This is a genomic window from Collinsella sp. AF02-46-1 (assembly GCF_003465825.1).
Taxonomy (GTDB): domain Bacteria; phylum Actinomycetota; class Coriobacteriia; order Coriobacteriales; family Coriobacteriaceae; genus Collinsella.
Genome location: NZ_QSBV01000006.1, coordinates 69,980 through 82,761 on the forward strand (window position 1 = coordinate 69,980; position 12,782 = coordinate 82,761).

General features: G+C 59.6%; 13 protein-coding genes and 1 tRNA gene. 4 read left to right on the forward strand and 10 right to left on the reverse strand.

Annotated elements, in window-relative coordinates; all coding sequences use genetic code 11:
- Positions 1-110 precede the first annotated feature (110 nt).
- Positions 111-185, reverse strand: a tRNA-Thr gene (locus tag DWV20_RS03730).
- Between the two features lie 223 nt (positions 186-408).
- Between DWV20_RS03730 and DWV20_RS03735 the strand changes: the two genes are divergently transcribed.
- Positions 409-1,749: a DNA-binding protein gene (locus DWV20_RS03735; RefSeq protein ID WP_117816897.1), complete on the forward strand. Its 1,341-nt coding sequence runs from the start codon at positions 409-411 to the stop codon at positions 1,747-1,749.
- A gap of 27 nt (positions 1,750-1,776) precedes the next feature.
- Here DWV20_RS03735 and DWV20_RS03740 read toward each other — a convergent pair whose 3' ends face one another.
- The 6 genes from DWV20_RS03740 to disA all read right to left on the reverse strand — a co-directional run bounded on the left by DWV20_RS03740 (position 1,777) and on the right by disA (position 7,262).
- On the reverse strand, positions 1,777-2,454 hold the full coding sequence (locus tag DWV20_RS03740) for an NYN domain-containing protein (protein ID WP_006234978.1): 678 nt from the start codon (positions 2,452-2,454) through the stop codon (positions 1,777-1,779).
- Positions 2,455-2,457: 3 nt separating this feature from the next.
- Positions 2,458-3,372 (reverse strand): 23S rRNA (guanosine(2251)-2'-O)-methyltransferase RlmB, encoded by a 915-nt coding sequence (gene rlmB, locus DWV20_RS03745; RefSeq protein WP_117816898.1) that lies wholly within the window; start codon positions 3,370-3,372, stop codon positions 2,458-2,460.
- Between the two features lie 167 nt (positions 3,373-3,539).
- Positions 3,540-5,006 carry a cysteine--tRNA ligase gene (gene cysS, locus DWV20_RS03750; protein ID WP_117816899.1) on the reverse strand — a complete coding sequence of 489 codons (1,467 nt, stop codon included), beginning with the start codon at positions 5,004-5,006 and terminating at the stop codon, positions 3,540-3,542.
- 3 nt (positions 5,007-5,009) lie between these two features.
- The gene (gene ispF / locus DWV20_RS03755) at positions 5,010-5,504 is read right to left on the reverse strand and encodes a 2-C-methyl-D-erythritol 2,4-cyclodiphosphate synthase (RefSeq protein ID WP_006234975.1); all 495 of its coding nucleotides are present in this window, start codon (positions 5,502-5,504) and stop codon (positions 5,010-5,012) included.
- Positions 5,494-6,222: a 2-C-methyl-D-erythritol 4-phosphate cytidylyltransferase gene (gene ispD, locus DWV20_RS03760; protein ID WP_118237016.1), complete on the reverse strand. Its 729-nt coding sequence runs from the start codon at positions 6,220-6,222 to the stop codon at positions 5,494-5,496. Before ispD ends, ispF begins: the two co-directional genes overlap by 11 nt.
- Positions 6,222-7,262: a DNA integrity scanning diadenylate cyclase DisA gene (gene disA, locus DWV20_RS03765; RefSeq protein ID WP_369831362.1), complete on the reverse strand. Its 1,041-nt coding sequence runs from the start codon at positions 7,260-7,262 to the stop codon at positions 6,222-6,224. The genes ispD and disA overlap by 1 nt, the downstream gene beginning before the upstream one ends.
- Positions 7,263-7,636: 374 nt before the next feature.
- On the opposite strand from disA, the gene DWV20_RS03770 reads away from it, so the two are divergent.
- From DWV20_RS03770 to DWV20_RS03780, 3 genes are all read left to right on the forward strand, one after another.
- Positions 7,637-8,215, forward strand: coding sequence for a manganese efflux pump MntP family protein (locus tag DWV20_RS03770; RefSeq protein WP_117816900.1), 579 nt, complete (start codon positions 7,637-7,639; stop codon positions 8,213-8,215).
- A gap of 127 nt (positions 8,216-8,342) precedes the next feature.
- Positions 8,343-8,774: a helix-turn-helix domain-containing protein gene (locus DWV20_RS03775; protein ID WP_158549257.1), complete on the forward strand. Its 432-nt coding sequence runs from the start codon at positions 8,343-8,345 to the stop codon at positions 8,772-8,774.
- Positions 8,775-10,079, forward strand: coding sequence for a type II toxin-antitoxin system HipA family toxin (locus DWV20_RS03780; protein WP_117816901.1), 1,305 nt, complete (start codon positions 8,775-8,777; stop codon positions 10,077-10,079). It abuts the gene before it with no gap.
- A gap of 125 nt (positions 10,080-10,204) precedes the next feature.
- Here DWV20_RS03780 and DWV20_RS03785 read toward each other — a convergent pair whose 3' ends face one another.
- From DWV20_RS03785 to DWV20_RS03795, 3 genes are all read right to left on the reverse strand, one after another.
- Complete coding sequence (locus DWV20_RS03785; protein WP_118256414.1) at positions 10,205-11,662, reverse strand: aminoacyl-histidine dipeptidase; 1,458 nt, start codon at positions 11,660-11,662, stop codon at positions 10,205-10,207.
- A gap of 148 nt (positions 11,663-11,810) precedes the next feature.
- Complete coding sequence (locus DWV20_RS03790) at positions 11,811-12,332, reverse strand: PIN domain-containing protein (RefSeq protein WP_117635965.1); 522 nt, start codon at positions 12,330-12,332, stop codon at positions 11,811-11,813.
- Entirely contained in the window at positions 12,329-12,688 is a 360-nt protein-coding gene (locus DWV20_RS03795; RefSeq protein WP_099432102.1) for a type II toxin-antitoxin system RelB/DinJ family antitoxin, read from the reverse strand. The genes DWV20_RS03790 and DWV20_RS03795 overlap by 4 nt, the downstream gene beginning before the upstream one ends.
- Between the last annotated feature and the right edge of the window lie 94 nt (positions 12,689-12,782).

The window sequence follows — 12,782 nt, forward strand, 5'->3', positions numbered from 1 at the left end:
CAAAACACACAAGTGCACTTTCAGATTTAATTGTTGCATATTTGTTGCATGAGCTGTTGCATGAGAAGGCAGAATCAGAGGCTATATCGCCTCTGACCTGCGAAAACTCATGGAGCCAGTGACAGGAATCGAACCCGCAACCCACTGATTACAAATCAGTTGCGCTACCGTTGCGCCACACTGGCACACTTGGCGCTTTCGCGCGAAGCCAATTAAGAATAAAGGAATTGCGGACGAGGCGCAACAGGCCGCACAGCGTTATACAAATATGCAAAATCCAGCAACAACACGTACCAGGCCCGTTCATTTCTGTCAGTTCGCCCTCAATCTTAAAACCCTTCGTCAAAACGAATAGTTTTAATTACAATGAAATAGATAAAACTGTTCGTTCTGGCGAAGGGTTTCGCGATGTTAACTACCAAGGAAGCCGCCGAACTGCTCGACATCACTCCGCGCAGGGTGCAGGAGCTCATAAAAAACGGAGCACTTGAGGCCCGCAAGGCTTCTGGAGTATGGCTCATCGACAAAGACAGCGTAGACACGCGACTCCGCTCCGCAACCAAAAGAGGGGGACGGCCTCGTCGTGGGCATGGGAAAAGCGAGATCGCATTCACCCTCATGAACCGCACGCACGAAGTGGCCCAGCTGGTCTACAGCAGATCACGGAAAGACTTCACCCATATCGGCGCCGACGTCGATCGTGCCCACGCCCCTATTGGAGTTTTTGCTCCCAGCAAACCTGTATCGCTCGACTCCTTCCGCATCTGGTGGCGCGGCCGCGGTATCCCGCTCGCACGCATTGGGCTAACCTCTCTGCTTGAAGAAGCCGCAGTCGATGTTCCCGATGAACTCGTTCAGCGAAATCTTGGCCTCTCCTTATCCGACCAGTATTGGATTAGGCCCCAAGACTCCGGTCTCTCGTGGGAAGATATCAATTTCTTCAATAATGCTTTTGACGACGTCTCTCTCAGCATCGCGCCCTTCGCCCCAGAGGGCAAGGCGGCTGCCGCAAAGCCCGACAACACCTCGGACGGCAATCTTCAAAAGTACTGGACATGCGAGGGCGACCGTCGAATCCTCCACAAGGCAGGTGCGCATCTAAACCAGGAACCCTATAACGAGATGGTGGCGACTGCACTTCACCGTCGTATCCTAAACGCTTGCGATTATGTACCCTATTCGCTCGAAGGCGTGGGTACTTCTGCCCTGAGCATATGCGATGTCTTCTTAACTGATGAAGAAGAGTATGTCCCTGCGTTCTATGTAAACCAGCACGCAAACGCAGATGAACGGCTAACCGACTACGAGCGATATGTAGCAAACTGCGAAGAGCTCGGGGTGACAGGCGTCAAGGATGCCCTTGACCGCATGATTGTATGCGACGACATCATCGCCAACTATGACCGCCATTGGCGTAACTTTGGCCTTGTACGAAACGTCAACACACTAACCTGCAGACCTGCCCCCATCTTCGATTCGGGCTCATCGCTCTGGTGCAACATTTCTCTTGAGGAGCTTCGGGCAGGAGAGCACAGTTTTACCAGCGCGCAGTTTCATTCAAGCCCCGCGAAACAAATGCTGCTTGTTGAGGATATGAGCTGGTTTGACGGCGACAAACTCGAAGGCTTCGTTGACGAGGCACTCGAGATTCTGTCCAGAAATGACGCGCTCACGGCAAGGCTGCCATATCTAAAAGAGGCACTTACATGGCGCCTCCGTAGAATGATCGACATCGCTGAATGGAGTTAGCGAGACAGCGTCGCACCGTCAGCTCCCCTACCTCCCGCGGAGGGCCTTGAGCTTTGCCAGGGCATCGGGGCTCAGGCGACTGCCCAGAGTCATCTTGATCTGCGGGGCTTCCTCTGCCTCGTGAACGTCGTTGTCGATCTGTTTGATCTCGTCCACCAGCATGCGGCTCGAGATGCGCGTGACTCCCTTGCCCATGACGACGGCCTGGATCGTGCCGTCGCTCGACACCACGGAGCACGCGCGACCTTCCTCGCGCGCCTCAATGCAGAGCTTCTGCACCACGGTATCGGCAGAGACACCCGTCGGCGAAAACTCGATGCGCACGCCACGGGCCGGCAGGTTGGGGCGCTCGCTGGAGATATTGCCCGCACCGTCGAACACGATCACGGCCTCGTAGCGGCCCTGGGCAAAGGCGGCGACGTCGTTGATGAGGGCGGTGCGCGCCATATCGTGGACGTCGCTGGAATACGGATCGTCGGAATGGTCGTACACGAGCTTTTCGTAGCGCGGCGTGCAGTGAATCACGTTATAGCCGTCGACCACCAGCAGCTCGGGCTTATTGGAGTGCACCGTCGAGACAGGATCGGCGATGGCCTGCGCAAACGCATTGCCGCCCACGCCATAGGTCGCGGCCGAAACAATCGGCTTGGCCGAGCCTTCGCCAAAGCGCTTGGCCTTGGACTTGGCGCGGTTCTTCTTGGACATGCGCTACTCCTCCCCCATGAGCTCGCCGGCATTGCGGCGCAGCCACTCAAAGCACAGCGCGGTGGTCGCCTGGGCCACATTGAGACTCTCGGTCATGCCGCGCTGGGGAAGCTTGGTTAAAAAGTCGCATTTCTCGAGCACCAGGCGCGAGATGCCATCGCCCTCGGAGCCCATGACGAGCGCCACGCGACCCTCGAAGGGGGCATCCCAGCAACTGCCTTCGGCGTGCTCGGAAGCGCCGCCCACCCAAAAGCCAGCGGCTTTGAGGTCATCGAGAGCACGGGCGATATTGGGCACCTGCGCAATAGGCAGATGCATGACAGCGCCGGCGGAAGTCTTGTAGCTGCCAACGGTCACACCGGCGGCGCGCTTGTTGGCAATGATGACGCCCGCCGCGCCCACGACCTCGGCGGAGCGCACGATCGCACCAAAGTTGCCATCGTCGGTCACATGGTCGAGCACGACGACGAGCGCCGGTCCGTCACCCGCGCGGTCGAGAATATCGGCAACATCGGCATAGGGGAAATTTCCCACCTCGAGCGCAATGCCCTGGTGGGCGCCATGGCTCGACAGCGCATCAAGCTGCGCGCGCGACACATACTTAATGCGAACGCCCGCGGCGTTGAGGTCGTCGACCAGACGCGACAAGGCGGCATCGCGCTCCCCGCCCTCGGCAATGAGCGCACACTTGATGGGAAAACCGGTGCGCAGCGCCTCGGCGGCAGCACGACGACCTTCGATAAACTCACCCTTGGGAGCCTGGACGCCCTCGCGGCCACGCTCGCGCTGCGGACGCGCAGCCTGGGAGCGGCGGCGCTGAGCCTTGGGGGCGGCGGCGCGGTCATTGCGGCGAATCGGACGCGAGCCAGAAGCAGCCTGCTTGCCGCCACGCGGTGCACGCTTGCGATTATCGGCCATGAAGCGACCTCCTAAATACAACTATCAAACGAAACAAATAGACCGACCGCCCGAGGTGCGGCAGATTGCCTTGAAAGAGGAGGGCATAGACCTTGAGGTCATGCCCGACGATTGAAAGGCAAGGTGCCGTGGCTCGGGCGGTCGAGTGCTTGGGAAACCCGCGGGGATTAGAGAGATTTGATACGGGTGCCGGCGGCAGTATCCTCGATCGTCAGCCCGAGATCCTTGAGCTGGTCGCGGATGGCATCCGCCAGATCCCAGTTCTTGGCGGCGCGGGCCTCGGCGCGGGCCTCGAGAATCTTGGCAGCGGCCTCGTCCACGTCGTCACCCGTGTAGGCAACCAGGCCGGCAGCAACGCCCAGCAGACCCAGCGGCAACTCGACCTTAGGCTCGGGAAGCTCGACGCCAAACGTATCGAGCAGCTCGACCAGCGTATCGGCGGCGGCGAGCGCGGCGGCCTTGTCGGCAGCGTCGCCCGCCTGCTCCAGGTACTGGTTGCACTCGGTCACAAAGCCAAAGACGGCACCCATGGCACCGGCGGTGTTAAAGTCGTCGTCCATGCACTCCTTAAAGGTGGCACGGGTCTCGGCGGCCTTGGCGGCAAACGCCTCGGATGATGCCTCATCGGCATCGGCCGTCGCATGGTTCGCGGCCCAGCGCAGGTTCTCGACCGTACCGGCGATACGCGTGAGCGAGTTCTCGGCACCCTCCAAGCGCTCCCAGGAGAAGTCAAGCGGCGAGCGATAGCTCGTCTGCAGCATCAGCAGGCGCAGGGCCGCGGCAGAGTGCTGCTCGAGCACCTCGGCCAGCGTAAAGAAGTTGCCGAGCGACTTGGACATCTTCTCGCCGTCGACCAGCAGCATGCCCGTGTGCATCCAGGTGTTGGAGAAGCCCTGGTGCCAGGCGCAGGTAGCCTGGGCGCACTCGTTCTCGTGATGCGGGAAGGCAAGGTCCGAGCCACCGCCGTGGATGTCGATCGGGGTGCCCAGGTAGCGATGCACCATGGCGGCGCACTCGGTGTGCCAACCGGGACGACCCTCGCCCCAGGGGCTCGGCCAGCTGGGCTCGCCGGGCTTGGCGGCCTTCCACAAGGCAAAGTCGAGCGGGTCGTTCTTGTCCTCGTTCTCCTCGATGCGCGCGCCCACCATAAGGTCGTCGATGTTGCGGCCCGAGACCTGACCATAGCTGCGATCGCTGCGCACGGCAAAGTACACATCGCCGTTATCGGCTGCGTAAGCGTGGCCCTGCTCGATAAGCGTCTTGATCATGGCGATCATGGGACCGATCTCCTTGGTGGCGCGGGGGCGCACATCGGGATCGAGCACGTTGGCGGCGCGCATGACGCCGATGAACTTGTCGGAGAACTCCGTCGCGACCTCGGCGGCCGTACGGCCCTGCTCGTTGGCGCGCTTGATGATCTTGTCATCGACATCGGTGAGGTTCTGGGCGAACGTGACCTCGTAGCCGCTCGCGATGAGCCAGCGGCGAATCACGTCAAAGCTGATGAACGTGCGGGCATTGCCGATGTGGATGTTGTCGTAGACCGTGGGGCCGCACACGTACATGCGGACCTTGCCGGACTCGATGGGCTGGAACTCTTCCTTTTTATGGGTAGCGCTGTTGTAGATACGCATTCGTTACTCCTTAACGGTTTTCTGTAGCAGGCAGACGGCCCAGGCACCGATTCCCTCGCCCTGGCCTTCCCAACCGAGCTTTTCGGTCGTAGTGGCGGCGACGCCCACGTTTTCGACGTCAACGCCCAGGGCATGGGCAAGGTTGGCGCGCATGGCATCGCGGTGCGGAGTGATCTTGGGCTGCTGACAGGCAATGGTGCAATCGGCATCGACAAACTCGAAGCCCAGCTCGCGCGCATAGTCCATCACGCGAGCGAGCAGCACCATCGAATCGGCACCCTCGTAGGCGGGATCGGTGTCGGGGAATAGCTTGCCGATGTCTCCCCCGCGGCAGGCTCCCAGAATGGCGTCGGCCAAGGCGTGCGCGAGCACATCGGCATCCGAGTGGCCCAGCAGGCCGCGCTCGTAGGGAATGTCGACACCGCCGATGATACATCGACGCCCCTCCACCAGACGGTGAACGTCGTAGCCATGGCCGATGCGCAGGTTACTGAACATGGGGAAGGTCCTCTCCCTCGGCCATGCGACCGAGCAGAATCGCGGTTACGGGACGCAGGTCCTCGGGCACCGTCACCTTAAGGTTGTCGCGCGGGCTCTGGACGCAGCGGACGCGCCCACCAATGCGCTCGACCAGCGACGAATCATCGGTGCCGATAAAGCCCTCGGCAATTGCCTCGGAATGAGCGCGCTTCATAGCATCGACGCTAAAGATCTGCGGCGTCTGCGCGGCCCAATACAGCTCGCGCGGCGGCGTCTCGACGATGTTGTCGCCATCGACAATCTTGAGCGTGTCGATCGCGGGCTGGCCGCACACGACACCATCGAGGGCGCGGGCGCTCACGAGCACGTCGATAGCGTGGTCGATGGCCTCGGTCGTAATGAGCGGACGAGCGCCATCGTGAATGGCGACGTATTCAAAGCCCGCCGGCACCGCGTGCACGCCGGCGCGAGTGGAATCCTGGCGGGTATCGCCGGCATCGGCAAAGCTGATGGGCGTGTCATAGTCAAACGGGTCGATAGCCAGGCGGCGCATCTCGGCACGACGCTCGACAGGGCAAACCACGACGATGTGGCCGACCTTATCGCTACGATCAAATGCGCGGATGGACCAGCTCATAAGCGGACGGCCCGCTACATTGACGAGCTGCTTGCCACCGGGGTTACCAAAGCGCTGGCCGCTGCCACCGGCAACGACCACGGCGCATACGGGCGCCATTATGCGTTCCCCTGTTTGGTGCCCTTCATGCGGTACAAGGAGTCCGCAAGAATGGCAGGGTTGTTGACGCCAAAGTCGCCCAGGCGCTCCGGATCCTCGCTGATGTCGTCCATGAGCTCCTGCAGCGAGCCATACTCGTCGACGATCTTCTCGGCCACGCCGTCGCGCACGACAGACACGCGCGAAAGCGTACGCAGGCCCAGAGGTGTCATAACGGAGTCCTCGTCCAGGTCGTCGTAACCCAGAACCGCCGCCACATGCTGCGGGTCGGATAGGTCCTTGGGCGTCATACGGCTCAGGTTGGCGCGGATCTTCTCGGCGTTTGCCTCGGAAGAATCGCTCGCGTAGTCGCGGATCATCAAGTCGTATTCGGTATCCATGCTGGAGCCCGCGAGCTGCTCGAGCTGCATCTGCACGAGCTTGCCCTGGTTGCCCAGCTTGACGATGCAATCCTTAAGCTCGGTCTTTGCCTGTTGCATGATCTCGAAACTCGAGAAGATGCCGGTGATGTCGGCGAGCGTGACGTAGTCGTCGAGCTCAAGGGCCGTCAGGCGCAGCAAGGAGCGGTCGAGCGACTGACGGGTAGTCTGGAGCGTGGCGACGAGCTGGTTGACCGAGCTCATGATGGTGGTGACGGGCTGGATCTCGTAGCTCTTGCCGTGAACGTACACGTTGACGACGGCACGACGAGCCGAAACCGAGATCACGATGGCATCGGTGAGCACCGACATGCGAGCGGCAGTACGGTGACGCATGCCCGTCTCACTCGTGGCGAGCGAGGGATCGGGATTGAGGTGAAAGTTGGCGCGCAGGATCTGGGTGAGGTCGCCATCGATGACGATGGCGCCGTCCATCTTGGAAAGCTCGAACAGGCGGTTCGAGGTAAACGAAATGTTGAGCGGGAAGCCGTCGTTACCGGCAGCGAGCACGTTTTCGGTGTCGCCGACGCAGATAAGGGCGCCCAGGTGACCAGCAATGATCATGTCGAGGGCGGTGCGGATCGGCTGGCCAGGTGCCGTCAGGCGGATGGCCTGTTCCATACGCTTTTGCAGCTCGTTCTTATCCAAGGCATCGCTCCCATCGTATACGCTCCATAAACGTCAATAAGTTTCTCACGGTTTGCCTCTGTGACGCCCGCAAAATCCGATGCTTACAGAATGAGCGAACACAGCTGAGAGCCCCAATCCAAATGAGCTGCTTATGTGGTAGCATCGGGATTCGCATAAATGAGGGAGTAGTCGCGTGATCGGGTTCGCCTCCGGTGGCGCGGCAAGTCAACACACTGGCCGATGCGGCCTGGCTTGCCTTAATGAACGAGACTCGTGGCCGTGCGCGCAACGCGTACGCCACGGGTCTTTTTTGTTACTCCCCCAAGAGGTACACGCGGGCCCGCCCGCAGAGAGGGAGCCAGACTATGGGACTCGCAGAGCTCGTGCTGCTCGCCGTTGGCCTTTCGATGGATGCCTTTGCCGTATCCATCTGCAAGGGCCTTGGCATGAAGAAGATCAACCTTAAAGTCGCCGTGGTGCTCGGCCTGTTCTTTGGCGGCTTTCAGGCCGGCATGCCCGTAATCGGATGGGCGCTTGGCAGTCAATTCATGGGCATCATCGGACCCATCGACCATTGGATCGCCTTTATCCTTTTGGCCTTTATCGGCGGCAAAATGCTGTGGGAAGCCTTTACCAAGGACGAGAATGAAGGCGACGGCAAGGATGCCGAAAAGATTGACCTGGGCGAGTACCTGATCCTCGCCATCGCCACCTCAATCGACGCCCTAGCCGTAGGCATCTCATTTGCGGCGCTCTCGGTTGACATCGTTCCCGCTGTATCGCTTATCGGCGTCACAACGTTTATCTTCTCCGTCGCCGGCGTAGCGATCGGCCACACCTTTGGCGCGCGCTACGAAAAACCTGCCACCATCGTGGGCGGCATCGTGCTCATCCTCATCGGACTTAAGATCTTGCTTGAGCATCTGGGGATTTTGGCGCTGTAACGCCAAACGCAATCGCTCAAAACTCAACGCCAGTACAAGGCCTCATGCAAAGTTTTGCATGAGGCCTTTTCGTGCAGACTTTTGCATGTCATACTGATATGCAAAAGTCTGCATGTTGGAGATCGCCATGGATACCCTTCCCATCACCACACCACGCCAAGCTGGCATCTACGTGCGCCAGGCACGCGAGGCTCAGGGTCTCACCCGTGCCGCCCTCGCCAAAACGGCCAGTGTTTCGGAGCGCCTGCTCGCATCGCTCGAGCTAGGAGACGCCACCGGCATTCGACTCGACAAGTTGCTGTCCGTCTTTAACGCACTCGGCATAGGTCTCTTTGCGCAAAGCGATAACGACTCCATCGCATCGCCCTCCGAACATCCGACGACGAAAGCGGACCTCCCTATCGCGAACTCGAATGCCCTGCCAAAGCCAAGCGTAGGCAGACGACCCGCTCGACAGGGAACGCCATCTTCCTATGGTGCCTTGCTGGCCCAAATCGCAGCCGAGCAAGGCCTTTCCGACACTTCAGACCTCTCCTTTGGCTGTAAGGTTGTGAAATAAATGGCAGAGATGGAGCTTGCGACCCTCATTTGTGGCGAAATCGCAGGCACTCTCCGGCAAGACGAGCATGGACTCTGCAGCTTTGTATACGCCCCAACCTATCGCGGAGCACCACTATCGCTTACAATGCCGCTTTCCAATCGCACGTATGGCCATAACATCGTCCGCCCGTTCCTATTTGGCCTTTTGCCCGACAGCCAAGAGCAGCGCCGCGCTATTGCCGCCGAGCATGACGTTGCATCCAACAACCCCGTCGCCCTCTTGTGCCATATCGGTCTTGACTGCGCAGGGGCCGTTCAGTTTTGTCGAACCGATCAATTAGGCGCCGCCCGCGGCAGGGTCTCGGCATACCGCCCGCTTACCAATTCTCAAATCGCTCACAAGCTCAAAGCAATTCGCGATGACGAAAGAGAGACATGGATGGGCTCCAACGAAAGCTGGTCCCTGGGCGGCAACCAAGGCAAATTTGCACTAGCTTGGCATGATGGCCAATGGTGCGAATGTCTAGGGTCATCCCCCACTACCCATATCTTCAAAAATGGTGTCGTTGGGTTCAAACATCAGGCCTTAAACGAATTCGTCTGCATGAAAACGGCTCGGCGTGTTGGCATTCCAACTGCCAACGTCTCCTATTGCACATTTGAAGACGAAGCCGCGCTCGTCGTTGAACGGTACGACAGAATTGTCAATAGCAGCGGAAATATCGAAAGGCTGCATCAGGAGGACTTTTGCCAGGCGCTCGGTGTATTGCCAAGCCAGAAATACACCGCCGACGGAGGACCAACCACACGAGACATCCAAGAACGACTGATTAACACAGTCCCCCACCACATGAATCTTGTGCTTTTTACCTATATGTTGTTCTATAACGCCATTATCGGAGCGCCTGACGCACACGCTAAAAACTACTCGCTCATCCTAGGTAAAGGCACAAACGCAGCGCTCGCACCCATGTACGATGTCGCATCGGGCTTGGCGTACGAGCGTATGCGCCGCCGGGCGCGCCTTGCCATGAGCGTTGGCGGCGAAAATCGAGTGGGGCGCATCGGTCCAGGCGCTATCCGCCGATACCACGGTATGGGCGACCCCGCGCTGGAGGCGGCGCTCACCGATGCCGGGCTATCCGAGAAGTTTTGCTTTGCGACCATGATGGACCTCGCCTACGAGGTGCCCATTTGCATGGAAGAGATCATGGACGAATACGCCGACCTGCCCGGCATGGCGGACCTGCGCGAGCACATGCTCGGCCCCGTCCGCGAAAACTGCCAGCGCACCCTCGACCTCATCAAGGCGGATATGGGCTAGGCGCCAATCAATCCACATTTCTTAAAAGAAGAGGGGGGCACCCGTCGCAAAAGTTCGGATGCCCCCTCTCGTAATGTCATTTGCAATCCGCTAGCACGTGGCTCGAACTGCTGCTAGCGCGACCCTTACGCGGCAAGGCGCTTGAGGACGTCGATGAGCAGCTCGTAGAAGCGCTCGGCAGAAGCGAGCTCCATGCTCTCGTCCGGGGTGTGGACATCGGAGAGCGTCGGGCCCACGGCGATGGCGTCCAGGCCGTGCAGGGCCTCAGCAAACAGGCCGCACTCAAGGCCAGCGTGAATGGACTCGATGCGCAGCTCGGAGCCAAAGAGCTCGCGATAGCTCTCGACAAAAACGTCGCGGACCGGCGAATGCTCGGCATAGCTCCAGCCGGGATACTCGAACTCGAACTTGGCGTCGAAGCCCAAGACATCGGCCAGCGTCTGCAGGCGGTCCTTGAACTCGTTCTGCAGCGAGGTGATCGAGGAGCGCGGGGACAGCATGATCTTGACCTGGTCGTCGGAAGTGGCGACCACGCCGATGTTGGAGGAAACCTCGACGGAGCCGTCAGTGGCGACGTTGCGGCGAATCACGCCGTTAGGGGCAAGACGCAGGGCGCGGATGAGGGCAAGCGCGGACTTCTGATCCATGGCCTCGACCTCGGCGTCGTCGGCAATCTCGACGGTGCAGGTAAAGCCGGGGTCGAAGACCTCGAGCTCGGCAGTGACGTCGGCGATGATGTCCTTTGCGATCTGGGCCGCGGCCTCGGCGGCAGCGTGGTCGGCGTAAACCAGCTCGGCCTTGCACTCACGGTTGATGGCGTTGTCCTTAGTGCCGCCGTTAAAGCTAACGATGGCGGGCTCGCCGGCGACCATCAGGCGGTCGATGATGCGGGCCATGATGAGGTTGCCGTTGCCGCGCTCCAGGTGGATATCGCTGCCGGAGTGGCCGCCCAGCAGGCCGGAGATGTCGAGCGTGAGGGTGCTACCGGTCTTGTGCTCGCGCGCGATGGGGCAGGTGTAGGTAACGACGACGCCGCCGGCGCAGCTGACGGTGGCAACGCCCTCTTCCTCGGAGTCAAGGTTAATCATGGTGCGGGCGCTAATCTGGGACTTGTCGAGCGTCTCGGCGCCGACCAGGCCAGTCTCCTCGTCGGTGGTGAACACGCACTCGAGGGCCGGATGGGCAATCGAATCGTCGTTGAGCACGGTAAGCATAAGCGCGACGGCGATACCGTTGTCGGCGCCCAGAGTGGTGCCGTTAGCGGTGAGGACGCCGTCCTTGACGACCAGGTCGATACCATCGGTCGTAAAGTCGTGCTCAACGGAGCCCAACTTGTCGCACACCATATCGATGTGGCCCTGCAGCATCACGGTCGGAGCATTCTCGGCGCCGGCAGAAGCGGGCTTGCGAATGATGACGTTGTAGACCTCGTCCTGGTACACATCGAGGCCGCGCTCCTTAGCAAACGCAACCAGGAAATCGCTGATGCCCTTCTCGTTGCCAGACCCACGGGGGATCGCGCTGACCTCCTCAAAGAAATGGAACAGCTGGGCGGGCTCGTAGCCGGTGATCTTGTAATCCATGGTGCCTCCTTGGCGCAACTGGTTAGACAGTAAGACATGCGACTTGTATATTCCCAGACTTTGCGTGCATAAACCAGTCGAAAACGCCGAGCGCCCTCGCATCATCGGCTAACGGTGAGGAAACGCCACTTTATCAAGGTAAAGCAAGCTAGACGGGCCGTGCAGAGGGAACGTTGGACCCCCCAACCAACCTCAACGCCTGTTGAACATTAATGCATACACCATTGGTATGTTTAATAAGATTCTTGTCCTCCGTCACGACGTAATCGGCATCAATGCGATTGGCGACGCCCAGCATCAGGTCGTCCTCAAAGTCATTGTGGTGGTACTTGAACACAAAGGAGTCGAAGACCTCGTCTGCACCGACCGGGGCGATGAGGGCTAGCTCGCGCATCTGTCGAACGCATGCCCAGGCCGTTTCGTCTGCCGCCGCAATGGCGTTATCGCTCAGTGAGCCAGTCTTTCTTCGGCACTCCTGCTTGATTGCCGCCGAGACAAGATATGAAACGTCTTTGACCGAAAGCGACGAGGCAAACAGGGCAATCCGCTCCGAGGCGTCGGCAATCTCGATCAGATGGACGACATTTGCCGTACGGTCGGACCTGCCAGAAAAATAATCCATCCATACGTTGGTATCGATTAACAGCTTGAGGACGCCTTCTGTGCTCATAGTTCCACCCACTCGGGATAGCGCTCCGCCATGGCCTCCTCATAGAGGTCGTCATAGTCTCCCGAGAACTCAGGGATGGGGATGCCGTATTTGAGGCACGAATCGCGAACGATATGGCTGCCTTGCGCGGCCCTTGACTCCATGCGCCGGGGCTCCACTCCGTCAGAAACCGGAGCCGCCGCGTCTCCCTTCGAGGGCATGCGTCCGTTAACGACCAGATACTCCCAAAGTGTCCGAACGGCTTGTGACGGCGTCATGCCAATATGAGTCAGGACGGCGTCTCCCGCCTCTTTGAGCTGGCGATCTATACGCACGTTCATCTGAACTGGCCGCGTGTCGAGTATTGACGTAGGCATATCAGCTCCTTTGCTATACTATATCTCGATTTTAGTATAGCACGGCAGATTGAAGCGCATTTCAATAGAAATGAGGGCGCTTCCTTATCGGAAA